This window comes from Prosthecobacter fluviatilis (assembly GCF_055388355.1).
In genome coordinates this window covers 1242715-1267921 of the sequence record NZ_AP043782.1, presented here as the reverse complement: position 1 = coordinate 1267921, position 25207 = coordinate 1242715, and the positions used below count along the sequence as shown (strand labels likewise).

Sequence of the window (25207 nt, the reverse complement as noted above, 5' to 3'; positions counted from 1 at the left end):
GGAATCCTCAATTACACAGACCCAGCGGTGCGTGAAACAAAAATATTCAAATCTGGACGGCGCTGTCGCGGTCGGGCCGGTCACGAAGTTCGCTGTCGCCGTTGAGCGCGAGTGTTTCCGCCTCGGGATCGAGCTCCACGGTTTCAGCCTCGATCTCGATTTCCTGGCGCCATTTGCGGGAGACCCATGGGCGGGCCAGGCCATAGAGCAGGTAGCTCACAAAAAGCACCGCAGGCATCCAGTGCCAGTTCATGACGGTGAAGGCGATGACGAAGATGGTCACCAGGACCCAGTGGAAGGAGCGCTTGGTACGCCAGTTCACCGCCTTGAAGCTGGGGTACTCGAGGTTGCTCACCATGAGGTAGGATAGCAGGGCCATGAGGCCGGCGAGGACGTACTTCCAGTTGCCGATCTCCTTCTCATTGCTGTCCAGCCAGATGATCAGGAGTGTCAGGGAGGAGATGACGCCCGCCGCCGCAGGGATGGGGCAGCCGCGAAAGCCCTTCATGCTGCATTTCACGTCGGCTGCCGCGAGGCAGTTGAACCGAGCCAGACGCATGGCACCGCAGACGAGGTACACGCAGGAGATCAGCCAGCCGAGGCCTTTTGGGGTGTCTATTTCCTTGAGCACGATGTCATGCACCAGCAGCGCGGGTGCGACGCCGAAGGAGACGATGTCCGCCAGCGAATCGAGCTCGCGCCCAAAGGGGCTTTCAGTGCCGCCCATGCGGGCGACGCGGCCGTCGAGCGCATCGAAAAGGCAGGCCAGCAGGATGAACACAATGGCGTAGTGGTAGTGCTGGTTCATCGAAAGGTGCCGTCCGTCAAAGATCTCCAGGATGGCGACGAAACCGCAGAGAATGTTGCCCGCCGTCATCAGCGTGGGCAGGACGGGGATGCGTGGCTCTAGATCGTGAGTCATGGGCGACAAGGTGAATGCAGAATGGCGAATGTCGAATGACGAAATGAGAGGGCGGGCGTAATGGCAGCGAGCTTGCAATGGGTCGTTTTACCATTATGGCATGCCTCCCGTCCTTTTTTCCCACCATGCCCACTGCCGAACTTCCACCGCTGACCGGTGACATGACCATGAGCCAGGTGCTCCAGGCCTACCCTGGGGCGCAGAGGGCTTTGTTTGCGCGTTACCACATCGGGGGGTGTCGCAGCTGCGGCTTTCAGCCGGGGGAGACGCTGGCGCAGGTGTGCGAGCGCAATGAAAACATTCCTGTAACGGAGGCCGTGGCGCACATCCAGGAAAGCCACAAGGGGGATGCCTCACTACAGATCTCCCCGCAGGAGCTGGAGGTGCTGCTGCGCAACGTGCCGGATCTGGTGCTGCTGGACGTGCGCACCCGTGAGGAGCATGAGGCTGTGAAGCTGCCGGGCGCGCGCCTGCTGACGCAGGAGCTGGTGCAGGAGATCTTCACCCACGGCGACAAGACCAAGACCATCGTGCTCTACGACCACACGGGCGCGCGCTCGCTGGATGCGGCGGCCTATTTCATCGGGCACGGATTTGGGGAAACCAAGTGCCTCACCGGCGGGATCGACGCCTACAGCACGGAGGTTGATCCAAGCCTCCCGCGCTATCGTATCGAAATCGAAGACTGAACCTGCCACGACCATGGACGAAGCCGCACTCCAGCAAGCCCTCACGGACACCCAGAACCTGGGCGAAATGCCCGATGCCGATGCTGTGGGCACGGTGGGGAGCCCTGACTGCGGGGACATGGTGCGGCTGTGGATCAAGTACAAGGACAAGGACGGAAAGAAGGTGATCGACAAGGCGAGCTTTCAGAGCTTTGGCTGTCAGACCGCCATCGCGGTGGCGAGCATCGCCACGGAGCTCATCCGTGGCAAAACGAAGGAGGAGGCGCTCTCGCTCTCTGCGGAAGAACTCAGCAGGCCGCTGGGGCCGCTGCCACCGATGAAGATCCACTGCGGCCAGATGGTGGAGGGTGCCCTGCGTGCCGCGCTGGAAGCGGAGCAGAAGAACTCGGCCGCCCAACCTGCTGCGGCAGTTCCCGATCAATCCGGCACCCTCGCAGACGCCCTGAGCGCAGCTGGCAAGACGCAGGGCAAGATCAAAATTGTCATGACCAGCGATAAAAAAGATTAGAGGGAAAAGCTCAAAGATAAAAAGAGCCGAGAACTCCAGATGCCATCCTCACTGAAACCCCGCCCATCGAACTTGAACTCATAGCCCATGCGGTAAAACACTGGAAGCCTCCGCTCATCCTCTGCTTTTATCTTTCATCTTTGATCTTTTACCAATTCCCCCATGCACTCCTCACTTGAACTCAAACGCGAAGTCGATGCCGTTCAGATTCCCAGCGGGGATCTGATCAAACTGCCGCTCGGCATGAAGGTCATCATCACCCAGTCGCTCGGCGGCACCTACACCGTGGCCACTGACTTCGGCCTGGCCCGCATACAGGCGGCGGATGTGGACGCCCTGGGGATAGACCCTGAAGCCAGCAAGAAGGAGCAGGACAGCACCTCTTCCAACATTCCTGCGGATGTCACCGATCTGGAAGGCCAGGTGTGGAACCAGCTCAAAAACGTCTATGATCCTGAAATCCCGGTCAACATCGTCGATCTGGGACTGGTCTATGACTGCAAGGTGGAGACGGACGCCGAAGGCAAAAACAAAGCCACAGTGAAAATGACCCTTACCGCCCCAGGGTGCGGGATGGGCCCCACGATCGCGGCCGATGCCCAGAGCCGAATCATGACGATTGAGGAGATGGATGATGCTGCTGTGGAGCTCGTGTGGGACCCGGCCTGGAACCAGGGCATGATCAGCGTCGAGGGCAAAATGAAGCTGGGAATGATCTGAGGAATCGGAGCTTCCGTTTTTTCAAGCCAGGGCTCTGCCTCTACTGCTGCGGGATTTCCACCACGCAGCGGAAGCCGTCGCAGCGCCAGCGGCGGGTGGAGGGCTGATTGCCACGGAAGGATGAGAGCAGCGCGGCGGGCGCGCTGCTGCCCCAGGACGCGCCGCGCAGAACGTGGTCTTTGTGGGACTGATTGTAAAAATCCTCGCACCATTCCCACAAGCTGCCGCCGAGGTCGAAGATGCCGGCAGCATTGGGAGGGAAGCTCATGACGGGCGAAGTGATGGCGAAGCCGTCGGTGTAGCCTTCGATGATCTTTTCGGCAGGTATCTGAGTTTTGCAGTCTGTGTCTGCGTAGTTGCCGGAGCCTTTGGGAGGCGGCCAGACGTCGCCCCAGGGGTAGAGGTCGCGCAGTTTGCCGCTGAGTTTCTCTGGCGGGGTGTCTGCGGGCTCCTGATCTCCGATGCCGACTGCGATGCTCCATTCCCGATCTGTGGGCAGGCGATAGACGCGGCCTTCCTTCTGGCTGAGCCAGGCGCAAAACGCCTTGGCGTCATCCCAGCTCACATTTGCGACAGGATGATTGTCCTCAGCCCTGGCGGAGAGGCTGTCGAGTTTAGTGTCTTTCCAGGATGCGTCTGCCTCAGGATGGGCTGAAACATATGCTGCGTAGTCTGAGCGGCGTGTTTCATGGATGCACATGGAGATGCGGGTGCCTGCCAGAGGGACGAACTTCATGCCCAGGCTATTGACGAAGGTGGCCGAGGTGTTTGCCGGGGTCTGTGAGGAAGCCTTTTTGAAGTCGAAGCCTTTGACTGCTTCGGCGGCGAGTGTGGAAATACGGTGATGCATTTTGTACACTGCGGGGCGGGTGTCTCCCATAGCGCCGCCGTAGCGGTTGCAGAGAAAGATGACGAATGTGCGTGAAGCGGGGTCCAGCCAAAGCATCTGGCCCGTCCAGCCGGTGTGACCGTAGCCGCCGATGGGAAACCATGCGCCGCGGGCCAGTGTGTAATCGTGCGGTGGTGAGCGGTAGGGGGTGTTGATATCCCAGCCGAGGGCGCGTTGTACGGACAGATTTTTGGCATCAGGACTGCGAAGGTCCGGCGGGCTTTGCACGCAGGTCATGAGCCGGATGGTTTCCGGTTTGAAAACGCGCACGCCATCGAGTTCGCCCAGATTTAGCATCATGCGGGCAAACCGTGCCATGTCGGCCGTGGTGGTGAAAAGGGAGGCGTGCCCCTCAATGCCGCCCGCGAGCCGCCCGACGGTGTCGTCCGTGAGGCCACGCCCGGGTGCGCTGGAAGGGGAGACCCGGCGCAGCCGCCCGCCGTCGGGGCGAAACAAGGTGTCATTCATGCGCAGAGGTTTGAACAATTCACTGGTGCAAAATTCATCCAGGCGCCTGCCAGTCACGCGCTCGACCACGACTCCCAGCACCATGCTGCCCACACTGCTGTAGGAAAAGGCGCTGCCTGGCTCAAAAACCGGCCTGGTCTGGCACAGCCGGGCGGTGGCCTCCGCGTGGTTGCTGAACGGCTGAGTGCGGGGATCGAGATTTACCGGCATTCCTGAGGTGTGCAGCAGCAGATGGCGCACTGTGATTTTTTCGCGGCCTTCGCCTGCAAACTCGGGGAAATATTTCGATGCTGGTGCATCAAGCTCCATGAGCCCCCGCTCTATGCACAGCATGGCAGAGCTCGCAGTGGCCAGCACCTTGGTGATCGAAGCGACGTCAAAAATGGTGTCCTCCGTCATGGGTTCGGCTTGCGGCTGGAGCGCGCGATGACCGAAGGCTTTGTGATAGGCCACGCCGTCATGCTCCACCCAGAGGGCTGCGCCGATGATCATGCCATCTGTGATTGCCTGCGTGAGCGTGGTGTCGAGTTCTGTGAGCTTGTCTGCACGGAATGCCTGAGCGAGAGCGGGCGGCCTGGCAGGGGCTTCGCTGGCGAGCGGGCGGCCACGCTGAGTCAGCATGGTTTTCGGCTGCCCGTCTTCGGCGGATGCCGTGAGTGACAGCGTTATGCATGCAATCAGGCCAAGGTGTTTTTTCATGGGGGCGGTTTCAATGCGGCGCGGCGTTCTGTGATGAGCTGCTGGAGCAAGGAGCGGTGACAACGTGTTTCATCTTCGCAAAAGCAGCCGAGGCAGAAGGTGGCTTCGCCGGAGAGCATGGCGAGCAGATCGATTACGTGGCGGCATTCCGGTTTGTTCATTTCCGACCGGTAGCGGCGGGAAAAGACACTCCAGCTGATGTCATGAGCGAGGTAGGCTTTGACCAGCGGTGCGGAGGGCGAGAGCAGCGGCAGCCACAGGTCGAAATAGTCGTGGCTGGCCCAGTCTTCACGCCGGACCCCACGTGGTACATGGCGCGATACGCCAATGCGTGGTCCCTCGCCTTTGCCACGGGGAGAGCCATAGCGATAAATGCCGGGAGGGGGCTTCATCAGGAGGGATCGCTGGTTTTGCGGCGATTAATCCACGGGATTAATATCGCAATACGATACGTCTGTGCCAGATGCAACCTTTCGGAGGGAGCGTGCAGTCTGCAGTGCAGCGACTGCTGTGTGTAACCCACATCTTCTCGCTTCAGCGAGGGGTGGCGGACAGGGAGGGATTCGAACCCTCGGTAGCTGTTTAGGCTACACACGCTTTCCAGGCGTGCTCATTAGACCACTCTGACACCTGTCCAAATTGTTGCTCCGGGAAACGGAGAGCGCGGATAGTGGCGCAGTCAGGAGCGCCCGCAAGCGATTTTGGCTGCTGATTTACATTCAGTTGGCCGGCTGGTCGGACTTCTTCCAGTCATGAACGACGTATGTGGAGGCGGAAGTGCCCAATGCGGCCACAGCCTGCTCCTTGGTGATAGAGGCGGAAGAGGAGGTGACGGTGACTTTTTGAGTGCCGGGTTTGTCTCCGGGGACTATGACCACCTTGGAAACACCTTCGAGCTTGGTGAAGGAGGCTGTGACATGGTCTTTGCAGCCGGCGCAGACCATGCCGGTCATTTCGGCAACATAGTTCACAGGGGCATCGGCTGCCATGACAGGGGCTGCAAAGATGGCGGCAAGGGCGAAAAAGAAAGCTGAGCGAGTCATAAGAGAGATGGGCTGGAATAAATATACGCTGACTTTGTGCAGCCAAGTCCAAGTTTGTGAGGGGATGAAACGTTGAGACGGGGATTTTTCACATATAAAGATTTTTCCTGCACCCACCCGCTTTTTGCCGTGTTTACTTTTCCGACCATGAAACTGACCCAACTTATGCCTCTGCTGGCCGTGGCGCTGGCTTGTCCTGCGATTGCCCAAACTCCTGCTTCCGAACCTGAGAAGCCAGAGGCCAAGGTGCTTCTGACGCCGGCGCAAACAGAGCACATTCTCAAAGAGCTGGAGAAAGTGGAGGCGCAGATTGGCAAGGGCAGGGGGTCCGTCTTTGGCGCGGCGCTGGCAAAGTTTCGGGAGGGGATGGCGAGTCCGGCTGCGGCAATGGCCCTCTACCTGGACTGCTACAAGCTGGAGCATTTTGACCGCAAAAATCTGAAACAGACGGATTTCATGGACTGGCGGAACAGGAATGAGGCCAATTTGAAGGATGATGACTTCAAGACGGCTCTGGCCCTCCAGCTGGAGTATCTTGTGCTCACCATTCAGGCGCAGGAGATCCAGGAGCCTCGGAAAATGGCACCCATCGTGGCTGCGGCACAGGCCTTTTTGGGCAAGGTGATTACTGCGATACAGGGTACTACCACGCATTCGGCCTCAGGGGCAGTGGCGGATAAAGACGCCAAAGGTGGCGGCGGTGGCGGCGGAGGAGGGGGGCGCAGAGGCGGCGGTGGTGGTGGCGGAGGAGGAGGTGTGCCGGCAGGCGACATCATGGGGACGCTGCGGCAGTCTGTGGCAAATTCCGAATTTGCCAGGGCCTATTCGCTGGAGGACTTCCTGAAGCGGAAGGAATGGGAGTATCAGCCTCTGAATGTGAGGGGGATATACGCCAATATCATTTTCCCCTACTACCTGGCGGAAAAGCCGACGGAACTGGCTGCGCAGTGGGATTCCCGCATGAATGCGGAAGTGGCCTTGCAAAAAGCCATCAAGAGCGAAACTGAGTTCAACGAGTACTACAAAGATGCCGGCCCGCGGATGATCTGGGAGAAGAACAGCTATCTGGTGGAAAACAACGTGACGCCCGTCAATGCTCTGGCGGACATGCTTAAGGTGATCCAAACCTACCCCAGCCACCCGGATGCGATATCCTGGCTGAGGGAGTTCAGAGACCTGGTCAAAAGCGTTTCCGAGCCGAGTGCTGAAACGACTCCAGCTGAGAAACCTGCCGGGGTGCAATAGCCCGAACTCGCCGCATGTTCCGCTGGTTTGCCTCGGTGCTACGCAGCTTTGGCCCCGCTGTGGCCGGGCTGGTGTGGGCACTGAGGACGCAGCGGAATCTGCAGGTGCATGCGATTGCCACGGTGACGGCGGGCTGCTTGGGCCTCTGGCTGCAGCTCGCCGGGTGGGAGTGGTGCGTGGTGATGCTGGCTGTGGGCATGGTCTGGGCGGCGGAGCTGCTGAACACGGCGATCGAGGTGCTGGCAGACCGGGTGAGCAAGGAGCGTGAGGAGCCGATCCGCCGGGTGAAGGACGCTGCTGCGGCGGCTGTGCTGGTGGCTGCAGCGGCTGCGCTGGGGGTGGGAGTGGTGGTCTTTTTGCCGAAACTCTGGCAACTGCTTTGAGATTATTCCGCCGCCGCCTTGACGCAGCGAAGCTCACTTCTATGATGCGGAGCGTTTACGCCCCCCAAAACCTCTCACTGACTCATTCCGATGGCCATTCTTGTTGAAACTGACACCCGCATTCTTGTTCAAGGTATCACCGGAGATTTCGGTTCGCGCCATGCCAAGGCATCCATCGACTACGGTACGCAGCTGGTGGCTGGTGTCACCCCAGGCAAAGGCGGGCAGGTTTTTGAGCACAGCGGCAAGAAAGTGCCTGTGTTTGACACTGTTTCCGAAGCTGCGCGTGAGACTGGAGCCACGGTGAGTGTGATCTTTGTGCCGCCACCCTTTGCTGCTGACGCCATTCTGGAAGGCGTGGATGCCGGACTGGACCTCGTGGTGGCCATCACCGAAGGCATTCCCGTCAATGACATGATCAAGGTCAAGGCTGCCATGAAAGGCAGCAAGACGCGTCTGATCGGTCCGAACTGCCCCGGTCTCGTGACTCCCGGACATGGTGAAAAATCTCACGGTGGCTGCCGTATCGGCATCGCTCCTGGTTACATCCACAAGCGTGGCAACGTCGGTGTGGTCAGCCGCTCCGGAACGCTCACTTATGAGGCTGTCTGGCAGCTGACGACCCGAGGTTACGGCCAGAGCACTTGCGTTGGCATTGGTGGCGATCCGGTGAACGGCACCAATCACCTCGATGTGCTGAAGATGTTCAACGACGATCCTGAAACGGAAGCGATCATCATGATTGGTGAGATCGGTGGCAACGCCGAGGTGGAAGCGGGCCGATGGGCCAAGGACAACTGCAAGAAGCCTATCGCCGCTTTCATTGCTGGTGCCACGGCACCTGCCGGGCGCCGCATGGGGCATGCCGGTGCCATCATTGGTGGTGCGGATGACACGGCTGCGGCGAAGAAGAAGATCCTTGCCGAGTGCGGCATTGCTGTCTCTGACTCACCTGCCGACATGGCTGCCACGCTGTTGAAGCGCTGGGGTAAGGCGTGAGTCTGGCCGGGCTGTTTTGACCGTGGTTTTCAGCGGTCCGGCAAAGAAGTTCTTTGCCGCTGGATCTGGAAATAAAGCTGGTGGGTATCATCACCCGGCAATCAAAGCAAAATGCCGCCAGCTTGTGTGGAGGTCGGAATCAGTTCCAAAAATGGAACCACTGATTGAGCCAGCCGACTATGGCAGCGATGGAGCCCAGCACGAGGGTGCCCTCGGTGAACAGGCGCAGGCGCTCGCTGCGGCGGGCGCGCTGTTTTGCGATGGGCACGCGACGATTGCGCGGAGCGGGGGCTGAAAGCTCCATGGGGGGGACCATGTTCACATTTGCGAGCCGATGCTGCCGCTTGATGCGTGGTGCATCTGTAATGAAGCATTCCAGACGGTGAATCTGGCTGTTAAGCTCGTCTGCACGCTTGCTCAGGTGTCGTGACTTGCTCTTGGGGGATGCCTCCTGCGTCAATGCCTGGACAGGCTTTGGACGGCGTGAACGGACTTTGCGATTGCCAGAAAACAGAGCCATAAGAGTGAGCGGTGAGGGGAGGGGAATCAGAACATGAGCCGGATCAGGACGATGGCGACGATCACTGTCCCCATCAGGGGAAGGGTGAAGGCAAAGCCACGGCGCAGCCAGGTTTTCAGGTCATCGGCGTGAGCGCTGAAGGAGGGCATGGTGGCTGCGCTGGAGTCATCAAGGCTGGCCTGGCCTCCGGTGGATACGCCTTCTGGCGGACCCATGGCGTGCAGCCGACGGATGCCTTTGGCATAGTCGCCTTCGGCATCGTCAATGGCAGCCAAGGCGATGTCGAGCTCTTCGCTCACCTGGGCGCGGTGCCATTTCTCCGGCTGGAGTGATTTCAGAATGTCCTGGTGACGGCGGAAGTCATCGTGAATGGCGGCGAGATCCTCCACGCGCTTTTGGGCGTCGTAGAGTTCGCGTTCGATCAGGCTGGCTGAACGGCTGATTTTTTCGACGAGGTCGCGCTTTCCGGCGACGAAACGCTCCTGCTTGATGCGCAGGGCTTCGAGGTGCTGCTTCTGGCGCTCGATTTCCTCCTGCTGGCGGCGAAGCTCCTGCAACTGCTCCTGGGCTGCCTTGACCTTGGAATCGACATTCTCAAGGGAGGAGGCGCCTGAATGTTCATCCATGAACTCGGGAGCATCTTCAAAAACGAGGAGATTGTCCTCATTGTGGCCGTTTGCTGTGGCGAGGGCGGGTGCTTTGCGGGTGATCATGGGAGTACTGGAAATTATTTCCAGTATCCAGATACTACAGATGTCTTAAGTATTCCAGATTTTTCGTCTGGCGTTTGGCAAAAAAGTAAGGAATGCCTCCAAAAGCCACGGTTAACAGAGCCAGTCCAGTCAGGGCCGCCAGCTCGATCCTGCCATTGTAGCCTGCCATGGCCACGGCGTCCTGCCGTAGATTTTGCCAGGAAGGGATGAGCAGAAGGACCATGCCGCCGACGATGTAAACAAAGCTGGCGATGAGGCAGACCGTGCCGCCGAAGCCAGAGACAATGCGTGCCGGATTGGACTCGCGGAAGTTGGGCACCAGGGCTCCGAGGGAGAGGGCCAGCGAGGTCAGGCCGTAGCTGAGCATCAGAATAGCCGCGCTGAAAAAGAGGATGCGCTGGCCGGGCAGTCCGAGGGAGGCACCTGAGACGACGACCAACGTCACCATGATGAGAGCGAGTACACTGGCGCTGAGGCGTAGTTTCAGGGACAGCACGCGGTGCAGTGGGAGGGGGGAGAGCCCTAAAATCCAGAGCCGCTGGCCTTCGAGGCTGAACTGAGGGTAGATGAAACGCGTCGTCAGGGTGGAAAGGGCGAGACAGCAGACCAGCAGATTCAGATGACTGACCACGGTGATCCAGAAGGGGCTCTGCAGGTCGTAACCGAGCTTGCGCAGATTCATGGAATAGATGAGCAGCAGTCCGAAGATGATGGCTGACTGCCCCCACTGGACGGGCTCGCGCAGGAAAGTGCGGACCTCTTTGACGAGGAGCGCAAAGGAGGCGCGATCAAGCGCCAGGATGCTGCGGAGCCATTGAGTGAGGCGTCCGGAACTGGCGCGAGAAACGGGGGATCTGGCTTTGCGAGTCGCTTCCGGTGCCGCACTCATGATCCGGTTCCAGGCGGGGTAGTAGAGGGCGCTGGCGATGCGTGTGGTGACGAGGATGCTCATCAGTGCGTTGGCGAGGAGCACGAGATTGAAGAACACCGTGCGCTCAAAGGTGCCGCGCCCGGCAGCCTGGATCGTTTCAGCCACCCATGAGCTGGGCAGCAGCGGATGCATGCAGATCTCCGTGTGCCGCAGGATCTGGTTGAGGCTGGCGCTCAAGTCTCCTGAGTTCAGGGTTTCGACACTGGAATGCCAGAAGGGGAGTGTCTGGACCAGCAGGAGCAGCACGAGAGCGAGCAGGGGCTTCCACATCCAGCGTCTGGCCCAGCGGACCAGGATGATCAGCAGCCAGGTGGAGACATTGGCGGCGATCGTGACCAGGGCGAGCACTGCGGGAAGGACGGCAAGCATGAAGCGTGAGTCCGCCTTGTAAGCCTGGGCAAGAGCCAGCAGGATGGGAGTGCTGAGCAGAAAAAGGCCCCAACTGGCGAGCAGCATGCCCTCGAGGGTCTTCCACAAAACGAGGCTGCGCGGCGGCAGCGGGAGTGCAATCTGCCATTCCATGTCCTTGCGCCGGAAGAGGCTCATGCCGGTGATGGTGGCATTGGAAATGACCAGCATCACGAAGAAGAAAAAGAAGAGCAGAAACACCAGGCGCTCCGTGAGCAGGGGGCCGATGAGGGGGAGCTTCATTATGAAATCCAGCCCGCGTCCCACCAGGAGGTAGGCAGCGAGGCTGTAAAGCCCCAGAAAGCCGCCGACCGTCAGGCTGAGCAGACGGTTTTCGAGCATGCCGGAGCGCAGCTTGTGACGCAGCATCCGGCCATGGGCCCGTGCCAGCAGCCAGGTGGCGGATGCTGCGGTCATGCGTCGATGGCCAGGTTATTTGTTGCCAAGCACATTCTGCTCAATGACGTTTGCCTTGCCGCCGACAACGCTGAGGGAGGGGGCTTTGCTGCGGCTTTCCTCTTCACGGTCATCCCGGATGATGTTGCCGACGATCATGCTGTTGCTCACCTCTTCGAGGTGAAGGCCGGCGCCATCGGAGTCGAGAATGCTGTTGTGGGCGATCTGCAGGCGGTTGCAGGACTGGACGTCAACTGCGGCGCGCTGCTTCCACACGCCGCTGATCACATTGCTGCTGAGAACGCTGTCATCGCAGCGGAGAAAGACGACGCCGTTTTTTTCCGCGTTGTCGTTGCCATTCACGAGGTAGCGCGGGTTGCGGTCAAAATTGTTGCCTGTGACCACGATGTTGCTGCTGTCTGCGACGACGAGATCGTGCTGAAAGCCTTCCCAGAAGGTGTTTCCGGTGATCGTGACGCCACGCGAGTGCTGGACTTCCACATTCACCTGCACATCGCTGAACACGTTGGCAGTGATGGTGACATTGCCCTCACGGGTGTGCTCGCGCCCTGCGCGGCGGAGAAGGGACGGATCCGTGCCGGAGCCGATGATGCGGATGTTGGCTGAGTCGGGCGACTTGTGCGTGTGCTGGAGCGTGCAGCCGGTGATGGTGACTTCGCCGATGGAGCCGCCGCGTGAGTCGAGCATCACATTGGCGCTGGGAGGGCCGTCCTTGGCGTGGTTGCCCTCGATGTCGCAGGTGCCGATGTGGAGGTTGCGTACGTTGCCGCCGACAGAGACGACACCGCCGCCGCCATTGTAGCTGATGTGACTGCCGACGATGTTGGACTGGTGGAGGTTCACGTTGTCATAAAACACGCCGATGCCGGTGTTGTGGTAGAAATGGCAGGCGGAGATCAGCACGTTGCGATTACGAGTGGAGAGATGCACCGCGTGCCGGCATTCGCGAACGACGACACGGCTGAGGGTGATCTGCATGGTGCCGGTGGCTTCGATCCCGTCTGCCTCGGCGTGCGCTCCCACGATTTCGATGCCCTCCACCATGGGGGTGCGCTGGTTTTCCCATACTTCGGGTTTGAAGGACTCGGGTGCCGCGGAGCCTTCATGCGTGCCTAGGAAATGCAGCGCGGGGCCCGGCCCAGACATGACGAGCCGGACCGTGCCATCACCACTCAGGGCGGCATATCCCGTCTTGGTCAGGTCGATTTTCAGGGTCTTGGTGATGCGATATGTGCCTTTGGGCAGCTTCACGCTTCCGACCGTGTCGAACATGTGCTGGAGCGCGGCTGTGTCATCCGTCTTGCCATCGCCGACTGGCTGCTGACCCAGAGCCATGCTTGCTGCAGCAAGCAGGAGGAGAAAAGATTTTGAGATCATTCTTTCAGCCTAGACGTCTGTGCGGGTTTCCGTCAATTTGAAGCTGACTTGGATGATGAGAAATCGTCTCAGTCGCATTCCCTTGAAACCCACGGCATTCAGGGGACGTATCGACCAGCTGTTTTAAACCCAATCATCCACATGAAGTCCACCGCACGAATCCTTGCTCTTATCACCGGCCTGAGCGCATCCTCTGCTTTTGCGCAGGCGGATCTCTCCGAAGCCTTTCTGCCGATGTTCATGCCGCTGCCAGCCGAGGCGGCATCTCCCACGAACGAACTCACAGAAGCGAAGATCAACCTGGGACGCCAGCTCTACTTTGAGACCCGTATTTCAAAGGGCGGAAAGATGTCCTGCAACTCCTGCCACGTGCTGGACAAATACGGCAATGACAACCTGCCGTTTTCTCCGGGGCATGAGGGCAAGCTCGGCGGCCGGAGCTCGCCTTCAGTTTACAATGCAGCGCTTCACATCGCCCAGTTCTGGGATGGCCGCGCACCGAGTGTGGAGGAGCAGGCCAAGGGGCCGGTGCTGAACCCTGTCGAGATGGGAGCTCCGAGCGAGGAGTTTGTGATCAAGGTGCTGAAGAGCATGCCCGGCTATGTGGAGGCCTTCAAAGCGGCTTTCCCGGGTGAGGCTGACCCAGTGAACTACAACAACTTCGGCAAAGCCGTGGGTGCCTTTGAGCGCAAGCTGCTCACGCCTTCCAAGTGGGATGCGTTCCTGAAGGGCAACAAGGAGGCTCTCAGCGCCGAGGAAAAGAAAGGTTTTGCCACATTTGCCAAAACCGGCTGCGTCACCTGCCATAACGGTGTGGCCGTAGGCGGCATGATGTATCAGAAGCTCGGTCTGGTGAAGGCCTGGCCTGATCTCAAGGACAATGGCCGTGCGGACGTCACCAAGAACGAGGGGGAAAAGGCCTTCTTCAAAGTGCCAAGCCTGCGTAACATCACTGAAACAGGTCCCTACCTGCACGATGGTTCGGTCAAGACCCTGGACGAGATGGTCAAGAAGATGGCCGAATACCAGCTTGGCAAACAGCTCAGTGACGAAGAAACGGCGTCGATCGTCACCTTCCTCAAGGCTTTGAAAGGGGATCTCCCAGCCGATTACATCAAGGCTCCGAAGCTGCCTGAGAGCACCGCAGACACGCCCAAGGCGTGATTTGAACGGTTCATTTTGGATCTACTCATCAGCCGGGCAGTGATGCCCGGCTGATTTATTGTGAGCGTCTGCGCCTGAAAAAAGCGAATGCCAGACCCAGCCCCAGCAGAAAAGCGCGCGAAGGTTCGGGGATGAGGACGATGGCAACGGAGCCGTTGGAGGTGAGGCCGCTGATGTCCCAATAGAAGCCTGAGCCGGAAATGTCAGGGAGGTCGAGGCCGTTGGCTTCATCACCATTGCCGCTGAGCAGTCCAGTGAAGTTGAAGCGACTGGCGAAGATGGGGGCGACGGTGAGCCCCGTCCAGTCGAGCAGATTGAAGACCTCCGGTGCTGTGGGCATGAAGGCGTCTGCGGTGACGGTGAGGTTGCCGTTGAAGAGCAGGGTGTTCGTGCCGGTGCCCACGATGTTTAGCAGGTCGGAGGTGCCGCCCGGGCGTATGCCGAGGATGATGGTGCTGCCAGGTTGAAAATTGATTGTTCCCGAGCCTGACGCTGGGGCAAAGGTCAGGGTTCCATAGTTGGCCTGAGAGGTGCCGTCTCCGGCCTGGACTGTGGAACCGCTGGCCGCAGTGAAGCTGGTGCCCTGAACGATGCCTGTGCCAGTCAGGGTTGCGCCATTCTGCACGGTCACGGCGCCAGTGCCGGAGGATCCGGTTCCATCACTGCCGATCTGCAGCACGCCCGCGCTGACGGTTGTTGTGCCCGAGTAGGTGTTGGTGCCTGAGAGCACCTGGGTTCCTGCGCCAGTTTTGGCAAATGCGAGCGTGCCGTCCGTGCCTGAGCCGTCACCGTTGCGCAGCGTGCCGCTGAAGGATTGTGTGCCGGAGGCGACGTTGACGGTGAGCGTGCCGGTGGAGACGGAGCCGGACTCGTTTTCAACAATGCCTGCGCCGCCGGTGCTGCTGAGCCCGCCGATGGTTTCTGCCAGATTGTTGAGGCGCAGGATTCCGGCATTGGAGCCGCTGCCCTCAAGTGTGACCACGCTCGTGTCGGCGATCTGTTCGCTGTTGATGAGCTTGAGCACGGCGGAGGCTGTGCCGTCTCCCACGGTAATACTGCCGGCGATCGCTGTTACCCCTGTGTTTTTGGCGAGGTCCAGTTCACCTGCGGTGATGAAGGAGCCACCGGTGAAGGTATTGGCTGCGGAGCCGGAGAGCGTGAGCGTGCCGAGGCCGTTTTTGATGAGTCCTCCGGAGGTGTTTGCCGCGGTGGTGACGGTGCCCAGAACTGCGCCGCTGCCACCGCCGCCGAGCAAGGTCACGGTGGGGGCGGAGGTGTAGCCGACGCCGGGATTGCTGATGGTGACGCTCAGGATTTTGCCATACGTGGGGCTGGCGGGATCGAGGTCCACTGTGGCAAAGGCCGTGGCTCCGGTGCCACCACCGCCGCTGATCTCCACATACGGCGCCCCATAATATCCGCTGCCACCGTCTGTGACGGCAATGCTGGCGACGCCGTTCCCAGTGGGCGTGCTCAGGGCGATGGGGATGGTGACGTTGAATCCGTTCGTATTGATCACAGCGCCGCCATTGAAGGAGCCGAAAGCGCCGTTGACATATGCGGTCAGGGTTCCCGTTCCTCCTGTGCCGCTGTCTGTGATGAAGGCGGTGGTGTTTCCACCCGCCTGCAGCGTGCCGCCGTTAAAATTGACGACGGCATTGTTGGCGGCACCCGTGTTGTTGTAGTGGACGATCTGGTTGTTGATCAGTGTGCCGGCATCGAGATTGAGATAGGTGGTGCCAAGCGCCGTGTTGTTGTTCTGCTGGGCGATGGTGATGGTGTAGCCGGCGTTGTTGACCACACCTCCGGCCATTGTCATGACGCCCTGTGCGGTGGTGGTGGCCGTGCCCGAAGTGCCGCCGCTGCGGAAGCCCAGCGCGATGGCGTCTCCTGTTCGCAGCACCTGCCCGCCAGTGACGGTGAACTCCCAGCGCTCGTTACGGAACATGATGTAGTTGGAGGTGTTGAGCGTGCCGCCGCTGATCTGCATGACAGCAATGGATGCGGCGGTGGTGCCGTCCAGCGAGTCAACCCGTTTGGTGTTGATGGTTCCGGAGGACAGGAACAGGCTGCCATAGCCCGGGCCCCCAAGAGAGATGCCTGTCTGGGGATCTGTGGGTGTGAGCGTCAGCGTGCCGCCGCGCATGAGCAGGGCCCCTTGAAAACCTGCGCTGCTGCCGATGGCGAGCGTTTTGGTGGAATAATCTGCCCCCGTGCCGAGCAGCAGCATTCCTGGTGTGGAGACCGCACCCACGCTGGTGGTGCTGGTGCCATTGGTGAACGTGCCAGCGATCTCCAGCACACCGCTGGAGACGGTGACACCGCCTGCGATGTTCACGCCGCCGCTCAGCAGCAGACTGCCCATGCCAGTTTTGATGATGCCGTACGTTCCGCCCGCAGAGGTGATGGCGGATGAGATGGTGAGATCATGCACGGCATTGCCACTGTCATTGATGGCGAAGGTGCGTGTGGCGGCTCCGAGATCCAGTGTGCCGCCGCTAATGAGTGCGCCCAGGGGATTGCTGGTGCTGGTGACGGTGACCGTGCCACCCAGAGTCAGCGTGCCGCCACTGCCGATGCTGATGGTGCCTGTGCTCGTCGCTCCCGAGGTGGCGTCGTAAAAGTTGATGGCTCCGGAAGTCCAGTTATAGCCATTCAGGGCGAACGTCGCCGTACTGCTCCCGCCAGCTCCGGTGAGGTTCAGGACCGGGGTGGTCGAAATGGCGTTGCTGGTTCCAAACTGGAGCGTGCCGCCGGCAGTGATGGTGATGCTGCCGGAGAAGGCACTGGCTGCGTTGATAAGCAGGGTGCCTGCGTTGATCAGGGTGCTGTTCGAAAATGAGTTGGTGCTGCCAAGAGTGAGCATGCCGCCGTTGATCGTTGTGCTGCCTGCGTAAGTGCTGGTGCCGGTGAGGATCAATGTGCCCGAGCTGACCACCGTCGCGCCTGTGTAGGTGTTTGTGCCGCCGAGGGTCAGGGTGCCGGCGCCTGCTTTGGTGAAAGCGAGCGTGCCATCTGTCCCTGTGCCGTCTCCATTGCGGAGGATGCCGCTGAAAGTCTGGGAGCCTGAGTCAACATTGACGGTGAGTGTGCTCGTCGCGGCGATGCCTGACTCGTTTTCAATGATGCCCGCGCCGGCCGTGCTGCTGAGGCCGCCGATGGTTTCACTCCTGTTGTTGAGACGGAAGATGCCAGCGGTTGCCCCAGTGCCATAAAAGGTGATGACGCTGGTGTCGGCAATCTGGTCGCTGGCGATGAGTTTCAGTATGGCTGAGGTGGTGCCATCGCCAATGGTAACAGGGCCGGAGATGGCGTTGATTCCGGTGGTTTTCGAAAGGTCCAGTTCACCGGCTTTGATGAGGGTGATGCCTGTGTAGGTGTTGGCTTCGGTGCCGGACAGGGTCAGTGTGCCGAGTCCGATTTTGGTCAGACCACCATCCGTGGCATTGTCTCCGATGATGCTGGAATGAGTCAGCGCCTTGGCAATGGAGATGGCGAAGCCGTTGGTGTCGATCACCGCGCCACCATTGCGCATGTTGACCGTGGTCAGGCTGGTGGCCAGAGTGACGGTAGTCCCATTGGACTTCAGTGTGCCGCCGTTGAAATTGAAAATGGAGGCTGCGTAGAGGCCGCCGGTGATGGTGCGGTTGGTGGCGAGTGTGCCTCCGTCGAGATTGATGGTGCCGGTGCTGGTCGTGTTGCCAAGCAAATTGGAGCCGAGCAGAATGGTGTCCGAGGAGGAGGCATTGGTGTCAAACACGCCCGTTCCGGAAATGGTCATGACGCTGGCGCCGCTGGACTCTGTGTCTGAGTAGCCTGCGCCGATGCGGATGCGGGAGGCGCTGCCTGCCACGTTGAGCGTGCCGCCTGAGATATTCAAATAACCGTTTGCGATGGAGGCGCTGCGCCCCAGAACCAGGCCACCTGAACTCGAACCAATTGTCAGAGTGCCGGCGGTGACATTGACCGTGGCGCTGGTGCCTTCCCCAACCCTGAACGTGGAGGAGGAGCCGGAGAGATAGGCGGTGCCTGAAAAGTTGGTGATGCTGCCGCCTGAAAAAGCCGTCTGGCCGGTGGGATTGGCCGCTGACGTGCCCAATGTGCCGGTGACATTGAAAACGCCGCCGGTCACAGACAAGCCGTAGGATGTGGAGTAGCTTGTGCGCGTGTAACTTCCCGACAAATTGGTGGTGCCGCCACTGATGGTCAGAGTGCCTCCGTCCGTGATGGAACCTTTGAGATAGAGGGTTCCCGTGCCGGTTTTGGAGATGCCGAAATTCCCGCCACTCATGCTGTAGCCGGTGTCAAAGGTCAGATCTCCCGAGCCGGTGAAGGTCGTGGCTGCGGCCAGGGTGATGCTGGACTGAAGCAGTGCGCGAGTGCCGGTGTTTGTGACGGTCACATTGCCTCCCAGAGTCAGCGTGTTGCCATTGCCAGCGAGCGTGTAGCCATCGACGTTAAAAGTCAGCCCGCCTGCCGTGATGGCTTCCGTCAGTGTGGCCGTTCCGGCCGTGCCGCCAAAGATGGCGATGTCGCTGCTGGCATTATTCCATGCCCGCATAACATTGGAAAGATTCCAAAACAACGACGTGGTGTTCCAGTTTCCTGTTCCCCCGGTGGCGCCGCCTGCTGTGCCATCGGCATCCCAGGTCAGGCTTGAGGCGGCGAAGGACAGGCAGGGGAGTAAAAAAGCTGCAGCCAGTGGTGCGCAGAAATGCCGGATGCGAGTCCGGCGGCATGTGAGGGGGGGAATTGGCATGAGAGGGGGGATTCAGCCCCTCTTTGCAAAGCATCCATGAGACCATGGAGGACGCCGTGCAGACGCTAAAAAAGGCGAAGGAGACCCTTTTTGTGCATTTGACAGGAATGCCAAGAAAAGGTGGCGAGCTAGCGTCTGCGACGGAGCATCAGAATGCCAAGGCCGACGCCCAGCAGCATCCAGCGGGATGGCTCTGGCACGAGGACGAGGGCGATGGTGCCATCGGTGGTGAAGCTGCTGATGTCCCATATGTAGCCCGAACCTGACACATCAGGGAGGTCGAAGCCGCTGGCTTCATCTCCGTTGCCATAAAGCTGGCCGGTGTAGCTGAAGCGGCTGTCAAAGGTGGGGGATGCCGCGAGTCCGGACCAGTCCACGAGATTGAAGACGGCCGGTGCGGCGGGAGTGAAAGCCGTGGCGGTGACGGTGAGGCTGCCATTGAAGAGGAGAGAGGTGGAGCCGTTGCCAACAATGTTGAGCAGGTCTGATGTGCCTCCCGGATTGAGGCCAAGAATGATGGTGCTGCCTGCCTGGAAATCGATGGTGCCGGAGCCTGTGCCGGGCTGGAATGTGAGGGTGCCGAAGCTGCTCTGGGCTGTGCTGTCTCCAGCCTGAACGGTAGCGCCGCTGGCTGCGGTGAAGCTGGAGCCCTGAACGACTCCGGAGCCGAGGAGGGTGGCCCCGCTTTGCACAGTGACTGCGCCCGTGCCGCTGGTGCCCATGCCTGTGAGGCCTACCTGCAGTGAACCTGCCTGAACGAGGGTGGTGCCGGTGTAGGTGTTATATCCTCCCAGAACGAAGGCTCCTGAACCGGTCTTGGTCAGAGCCACGGTGCCGGTGCCGCTGGTGTTGTCCCGGATGGAGCCAAGGTGCTGGCCTGAGGTGTCCCCAGCGCCTACAGTGAGGGTGGTGGCGGTGCCCGAGGCGTTGTTGTAAATCGTGCCGCCTGGGGTGCCAACGAATGTGCCCAAGGTGGTGTTGTAGCCGTTCAGGTCCAGAAAACTGCGGGCATTCATGATCACGGTGGCCGATGTGGAGATCTGGCCAGTTCCGGCCAGCTGAACCGTGGCACTGCCAGATGATGCGCCGACGGTGCCGATGATGAGCTTGGAGGAAACGGCCACTGCACCAGAGCTTTTTGCCAGCACGAGCGTGCCGCTGCTGACTGCCAGCCCCGAAGAGCCGGAGAAAGTGTTGTCAGTGCTGCCGCCCAAGGTCAGTGTGCCGGTGCCGGCTTTGACCACGGAGAGGTTTGCGCCGGTCAGGGAGCCGTAGAATGCGGAATCTGGTGAGGTCTGACTCTGAGGGTTGCCGATGGTGAGGAGCGAATTGGACGTGGCGGTCACAGTGCCACTGCCATTGAGGGAACTGATGGTTTGCGAGGTGCCCAGCGAGAGGGTGCTGCCAGCAGCCATGGAAAGCTGGCTTAATGCGCCTATGGCCGTGGCGTTGTTGAGATTCAAGGTGATGGCGCCGCCGGTGCCGGCGAGGACGATCTGAGTGCCGTCCAAAAGGCTGCTGGCTGCAGTGGCGAGAGTCACACTGCCAGTGGTTCCCGCGCTGCTGTTTTGGAAGGTGATGATGCGAGGGGCGATGGCTTGGTCAGTCAGCGCGCCCAATGTCAGATTCATGGCTGCGCTGGAGGTGCCCTGGACATCGAAGACCGGATTGCCGGGAGACAGAGCCGGGCCGCCGATGGTGATGGTGGTCAGGGTCAGCCCGATTGTGCCGCTGGTCACATTGCCGCCTGCTTTCACCGTCAGGGTATTGCTGCCGATGACAACGGCGCCCATGGTGAAGGTCTGGCCTCCTGCGCCGGCGGTGGCGCGGTCTGCGATGATGGTGGAGCTGGCCAGCACATTGACCGGATTGCTGATCGTGCCACTGGCGTCAAAACCCAGGCTGAGAGTGCCGCCATTCATGGCCATGGAGCCGGTGCCGACCACGGCAATGGCGCTCGCCGCCTGCAAGCGCAGCGTGCCTTCATCGATCTGATTGGTTCCGCTCCGTGCACTGGCGCTGGTGCTGATGAAGGTGAGCGTGCCGCTGCCAAATTTGGTGAGCAGGACACTGCCGGTCAGGCCGCCGGAGTTGCTGATGAGGATGTTGCCTGTGCCGCCGATTTTGGACGCAGCACCCAGCACCGTTGTGCCGGTGATGGTTGCGGTCGTGCTGCTGGAGTTGATGATGGCTCCGATGCCGTTGTGCCCTGTTCCGCTGATGCTGGTGAAGCTGCGGTCAGTGCTCTGGCCGTTCAAATCCACCGTGCCACCCGCGCTGATGATCACGCCGGTGGTGCTGCCCAGCGCAGAGCTGCTTTTCAGCCTGAGGATGCCGAGGCTGACGGTGGTGGCGCCGGTGTAGGAGTTTGTACCGCTGAGGGTGAGCGTGCCGAGGCCGGACTTGGTCACCGCCAAAGTGCCGGAGCCATTGCTCAGTGTTCCGGTGAATTCGGTGCTCAACGGTGTGGCGCTGCTGGCGTTGCCAATGGTCAGGGTGTAGACGCCGGCTGCTTTGACTGTGCCATCCCCGGCCAGTGAGCCAATCGTCTGCGCGGCCCCGAGGCTGATCTGGCTGTTTCCGCTGACCGTCACCTGGGCCAGTGTGCCGAGTGCCGCCGCGATGTTCAAATTCAGGGTCACGCCGGCAAAGGCGCCGCTGTTGACCTTTACCACCGTGCCGTCGATGAGGCTCGCCATGGCGGTGCCCAGGATGACGGAGCTGTTGATGGTGGATGTGCCGCTGTTCATGAACGTGAGGGTCCTGGCCACGCCGAGGTCGCTCAATGCGCCCAGTGTCAGTGTGGTGGTGCCGCTGGAGGCCGTGGTGGGGCTCTGAACGTCAAACGTGGGACTGTCGAGCAGTGTGGTGGCTCCGAAGGTGATGCCGGCATTGGTTCCAGCCGTAGTGACATTGCCGCCAGCCTGAATGGTAAGTGTCTGTGCGCCTATGGCGAGCGCTCCGAGGGTGTGAGTGAGTCCGGCACCCGAGGTGAAGACATCGGAGACAATGGTGGAGCTGGACGTCACGGAGACCGGATATGCCACCACGCTGGCTGTGCTGCCGAGGCTCAGCGTGCCACCGTTGAGAATGATGGCCGCAGAAGATGTGCCGATGGCGGAGGTGGAGTTGCTGATGCGCAGGGTGCCTGAGTCGATGCGGACTGCCGCCGTGCGTGTGCTTGCCAGCGCGGTGCCCGCATTGTTGCCAAAGGTGAGGGTGCCGGTGCCGGTTTTGACGAGGATGTTGTTGCCAGAGAGAACGCCGGTGGAGGTGATGTCGCCGCTGCCTCCGATGCTGGCCCCGATGCCTCCGGTGCCATTGCCCAAGCCAATGGTCAGAGCACCGATGGCGGCCGCCGTGCTGCTGTTGTTGAGCAGCGCGCCACTGCTGCCGATGCCGGTGCCGTTGAGTGTGGCCGTGTTGATGATGAGCTTGCCGTTGAGGTCGAGCACGCCGCCCACCTGAACAGTCGCCGCAGAGCTGCTGAGAGATGCGGCGTTGCCGAGGATCAAAGTTCCGGCGTTGATGTTGGTGGCGCCCGTGTAGGCATTGGCAACGGCAAGGGTGAGTGTGCCTGCACCGTTTTTGGTGACGCCTCCGGTGGTCGTGCTAGTGATGGAGACCTGAATGCTGAGGCTGTCGCCGGCTGCATTGGTGCCGATCACCAGATCTCCACTGCCGCCCGTGGTGAGGCCGGTGGCGGAGAGGCCGTCAGCGATGACTGCGGCCACGCCACCGGTGACGAGGATGCCGCCGGGGGCGTTTGTGCCATTGTTGATGGTGAGAAGGATGCCGGTGTCGAGCGTCAGGGTGTCGCCGCCTGTGAATTTCAAGCCCGCATTGATGATGGAGGAGGTGGTTTGCAGGAATGAGCCGCTGATGAGGTAGGGGGTGGTGTTGCCGGCTGTGAGGCTGCTGGTGGCCGTGGTGGTGGCTGAGGCCCCGATGACTCCAGAGGTGGCGGCGGCGAAATCAGCGCCGTTGTAGGTGATGCGCGGATTGACGATGCCGTTGGTATTTGCGGCGCCGGTGATGGTCACACTGGTGTTTGCCGGCGAGACAATGTTGAGCCCGGTGCCAAGAGCTGAAGCTACGAGCGAGGTGAACGACAGTGAATTGGTGCCGGAGGCCGGGGCGACCACTTTCAGCACTCCGCTGCCGGTGGTGAGTGTCAGTGCGCCAAAAGCCTGTGTGCCAGAAACAGCGCCTCCAGCATACTCGAAAATGCCGCTGCCGGTGTAGGTCAGACCCGGGGCGGTGCTCCAGCTGCCGGAGGTTCCGTCTCCCAGTTTCAAGGTGCCTGCGTTGATGGTGATGGCTCCTGTGCTGGTGTTGACGCCTTTGAGTGTCCAGGTGCCTGTGCCGTTCTTGGTCAGGGTGCCGGTGGTGGTGCCGATGACGCTGGAGATGCTGCCGTCACCAGCGCCTGCCAGGATCAAACCAATGCCTGCGCCTGTAAGCGGGCCAGTGTTGGTGAGATTGAGGGTGCCGCTGTCGGACGAAATCGTGACGGCAGAGGTGGAGAGGGTGATCAGCCCTGCATAGTTGTTGATGCCGCTGACATTGACCAAGGCGCCGGTTTGGATGCCCAGACCTGCGGAGCCGACGAAGCCTGAGCCTCCGGCAAGAGTCAGGGCTTCTGCCTGAGTGGTGATGCCGCCCTGAATCTGCAGGGTGGCGCCGCTGGTGACGGATGTGCCGGAGGTGATGGTGCCGAGGGCGGTGGCGCTGCGTATGTTGAGAATGCCGGCGCTGACAATGGTGAGACCGGTGTAGCTATTGTCTCCGCTGAGAATCAAGGTGCCGGACATGGTCTTTGTGATGGAGCCTGCAATGCCTGATGTCTCGGTGATTGAGCCGCTGAGGGTGAGCCTGTCGGCGACGTTGGTGACCTGGACCGTGCGTGTTGCGATAGCGCTGGAAGCGGTGGTGATCTGGAGGGTCGGGCTGAAGGTGTTGATGCCGGAAAAGGCAATGGTGCCCGCAGTGCGATTGATGGTCAGCGTGCCAGAGCCGGAAACGGTGGAGCCGAAGAAGGCCACCAGGGTGTTGACCGTCAGTGTATGGCCGTTCATGTCCAGCGTGCCGCCTGCATTGATGGTGAGGTCCGAGGTGGCTGTGACAGCCATCTGCTCATCGCCGTCGAGCCGCACGGTGGCATTGCCGACGGTGCTGGCGGCCGCTACCCCGATGGTGAGTGCTCCGCCGCCCGTGGAGGTTGCGCCGCCTGTTTTGCCCAGAATCAAAGTGCCCGCATTGACGGTGGTGAGTCCGGTGTAGGTGTTTGAGGCGCTGCCGCTGAGTGTCAAAGTGCCAAGACCTGCCTTGGTCAATGCCAGGGTGCCGGAGCCGTTGGCCAGGATGCCGGTGAAAGTGCTGCTGGGGGGCGTGGCGCTGCTGTTGTTGCCCACGATGAGTGTGTAGGCACCTGCAGCCCTGACGGTGCCGCTTCCGGAGAGTGAGCCGAGGACAATGTTGGTGATGCCTGCCGTGAGGGTGTTGCCACTGCCGACTGTGACCTGGGCCAGACTGCCGAGAGATGTCGTGGTGGAAAGGGTCAAGTTCACGGCACCTCCCGTGTTTGCTATGTTCACGATGGTGCCGTCCACCAGACTGCTGGCCGCCGAGCCCAGGGTGATGGAGCTGGCCGCTGTGCCGCTGTTTTGAAAGGTGAGGGTGCGCGGTGCGATAGCCTGATCGTTGAAGGCCCCAAGGGTGAGAGTCAGTGCGGCATTGTCCGAGCTTTGCACGTCGAAGGTCGGATTTCCGGGGCGCATCGAGACACCGCCTATGCTGACTGAGCCCAGGGTGAGACCGATCGTGCCGCTGGTGACATTGCCGCCAGCTTTCACAGTCAGGGTGTTTCCGCCGATGGTGAGTGTGCTGAGTGTGGTGACCGTGGAGCCGGCGCCCGATGAGGCACGGTCCGCGATGATGGTGCTGTCCTTGATCAGATTGACCACATTGGTGAAAGTGGTGGTGGCATCGAAGCCCAGGCTCAGGGTGCCGCCATTGAGCGCGAAGGCGCCTGTGCCTATGGGGGCAATGGAGGCTGCCGTGGCCTGAAGGCGCAGGATGCCGGAGTCAATCTGTGTTGTGCCGGTGCGTGCGCTGGTGGCGGTGCTGATGATGGTGAGTGTGCTGCTGCCGGTCTTGGTCAGCAGCACATTGCCGGTAAGGCCGCCGGAGTTATTGATGGTGAGATCTCCCCCGCCGCCGAGCATGGCGGAGGCCGTCAATGAAACGGCGCCGGTCAAGGTGGCTGCGCCATTGCTGCTGATGACGGCTCCGCTGCCACTGCCCGCACCGGCAATGCTAACCGCATTGCTGACACTGAAGCCGTTCAGCTC

Annotated in this window: 17 protein-coding genes and 1 tRNA gene; 7 read left to right on the top strand and 11 right to left on the bottom strand. The window is 60.7% G+C overall.

All coding sequences use genetic code 11. From position 1 onward, the window contains the following. Positions 1-46: 46 nt before the first annotated feature. Positions 47-922 carry a CDP-diacylglycerol--serine O-phosphatidyltransferase gene (pssA, locus tag ACZ5WW_RS04720; protein ID WP_377167236.1) on the bottom strand — a complete coding sequence of 292 codons (876 nt, stop codon included), beginning with the start codon at positions 920-922 and terminating at the stop codon, positions 47-49. Positions 923-1047: 125 nt separating this feature from the next. Between pssA and ACZ5WW_RS04715 the strand changes: the two genes are divergently transcribed. The 3 genes from ACZ5WW_RS04715 (at position 1048) to sufT (ending at position 2839) form a co-directional block, all read left to right on the top strand. Beyond that, the gene (locus ACZ5WW_RS04715; protein ID WP_377167238.1) at positions 1048-1611 is read left to right on the top strand and encodes a rhodanese-like domain-containing protein; all 564 of its coding nucleotides are present in this window, start codon (positions 1048-1050) and stop codon (positions 1609-1611) included. 13 nt (positions 1612-1624) lie between these two features. Then, positions 1625-2119: an iron-sulfur cluster assembly scaffold protein gene (locus ACZ5WW_RS04710; protein ID WP_377167240.1), complete on the top strand. Its 495-nt coding sequence runs from the start codon at positions 1625-1627 to the stop codon at positions 2117-2119. Positions 2120-2281: 162 nt separating this feature from the next. Then, entirely contained in the window at positions 2282-2839 is a 558-nt protein-coding gene (gene sufT / locus ACZ5WW_RS04705; protein ID WP_377167241.1) for a putative Fe-S cluster assembly protein SufT, read from the top strand. A gap of 40 nt (positions 2840-2879) precedes the next feature. On the opposite strand, the gene ACZ5WW_RS04700 is transcribed toward sufT, so the two are convergent. From ACZ5WW_RS04700 to ACZ5WW_RS04685, 4 genes are all read right to left on the bottom strand, one after another. After that, positions 2880-4895 (bottom strand): serine hydrolase, encoded by a 2016-nt coding sequence (locus ACZ5WW_RS04700; RefSeq protein ID WP_377167243.1) that lies wholly within the window; start codon positions 4893-4895, stop codon positions 2880-2882. Next, complete coding sequence (locus ACZ5WW_RS04695; RefSeq protein WP_377167245.1) at positions 4892-5287, bottom strand: DUF488 domain-containing protein; 396 nt, start codon at positions 5285-5287, stop codon at positions 4892-4894. Before ACZ5WW_RS04695 ends, ACZ5WW_RS04700 begins: the two co-directional genes overlap by 4 nt. Before the next feature lie 153 nt (positions 5288-5440). Further along, a tRNA-Ser gene (locus ACZ5WW_RS04690) sits at positions 5441-5531 on the bottom strand. 83 nt (positions 5532-5614) lie between these two features. Then, positions 5615-5938, bottom strand: coding sequence for a heavy-metal-associated domain-containing protein (locus ACZ5WW_RS04685; protein WP_377167247.1), 324 nt, complete (start codon positions 5936-5938; stop codon positions 5615-5617). 147 nt (positions 5939-6085) lie between these two features. Between ACZ5WW_RS04685 and ACZ5WW_RS04680 the strand changes: the two genes are divergently transcribed. The 3 genes from ACZ5WW_RS04680 (at position 6086) to sucD (ending at position 8565) form a co-directional block, all read left to right on the top strand. Further along, positions 6086-7183, top strand: a complete 1098-nt coding sequence (locus ACZ5WW_RS04680) for a hypothetical protein (RefSeq protein ID WP_377167249.1) — start codon at positions 6086-6088, stop codon at positions 7181-7183. Positions 7184-7197: 14 nt separating this feature from the next. Beyond that, entirely contained in the window at positions 7198-7566 is a 369-nt protein-coding gene (locus ACZ5WW_RS04675; RefSeq protein WP_377167251.1) for a diacylglycerol kinase family protein, read from the top strand. 90 nt (positions 7567-7656) lie between these two features. Beyond that, positions 7657-8565, top strand: a complete 909-nt coding sequence (sucD, locus tag ACZ5WW_RS04670) for a succinate--CoA ligase subunit alpha (RefSeq protein WP_377167253.1) — start codon at positions 7657-7659, stop codon at positions 8563-8565. Positions 8566-8704: 139 nt separating this feature from the next. Here sucD and ACZ5WW_RS04665 read toward each other — a convergent pair whose 3' ends face one another. Genes ACZ5WW_RS04665 through ACZ5WW_RS04650 form a run of 4 tightly spaced genes read right to left on the bottom strand, consistent with a single transcriptional unit; the run spans position 8705 to position 12931 of the window. Further along, positions 8705-9085 (bottom strand): hypothetical protein, encoded by a 381-nt coding sequence (locus tag ACZ5WW_RS04665; protein WP_377167255.1) that lies wholly within the window; start codon positions 9083-9085, stop codon positions 8705-8707. A gap of 26 nt (positions 9086-9111) precedes the next feature. Then, positions 9112-9798: a hypothetical protein gene (locus tag ACZ5WW_RS04660; RefSeq protein WP_377167257.1), complete on the bottom strand. Its 687-nt coding sequence runs from the start codon at positions 9796-9798 to the stop codon at positions 9112-9114. Between the two features lie 34 nt (positions 9799-9832). Then, positions 9833-11554: a putative ABC transporter permease subunit gene (locus ACZ5WW_RS04655; protein ID WP_377167259.1), complete on the bottom strand. Its 1722-nt coding sequence runs from the start codon at positions 11552-11554 to the stop codon at positions 9833-9835. A 15-nt stretch (positions 11555-11569) separates the two neighbouring features. Next, positions 11570-12931, bottom strand: a complete 1362-nt coding sequence (locus ACZ5WW_RS04650; RefSeq protein WP_377167261.1) for a right-handed parallel beta-helix repeat-containing protein — start codon at positions 12929-12931, stop codon at positions 11570-11572. 141 nt (positions 12932-13072) lie between these two features. Between ACZ5WW_RS04650 and ACZ5WW_RS04645 the strand changes: the two genes are divergently transcribed. After that, a complete protein-coding gene (locus tag ACZ5WW_RS04645; protein WP_377167263.1) occupies positions 13073-14095 on the top strand; it encodes a cytochrome-c peroxidase in 1023 nt (340 codons plus the stop codon). Positions 14096-14150: 55 nt separating this feature from the next. Here the strand turns inward: ACZ5WW_RS04645 and ACZ5WW_RS04640 are convergent, their stop codons facing one another. Both ACZ5WW_RS04640 and ACZ5WW_RS04635 read right to left on the bottom strand, forming a co-directional pair. Next, positions 14151-18854 carry an autotransporter-associated beta strand repeat-containing protein gene (locus tag ACZ5WW_RS04640; protein ID WP_377167265.1) on the bottom strand — a complete coding sequence of 1568 codons (4704 nt, stop codon included), beginning with the start codon at positions 18852-18854 and terminating at the stop codon, positions 14151-14153. Between the two features lie 128 nt (positions 18855-18982). Then, positions 18983-25081, bottom strand: coding sequence for an autotransporter-associated beta strand repeat-containing protein (locus ACZ5WW_RS04635; protein WP_377167781.1), 6099 nt, complete (start codon positions 25079-25081; stop codon positions 18983-18985). Positions 25082-25207: the final 126 nt, after the last annotated feature.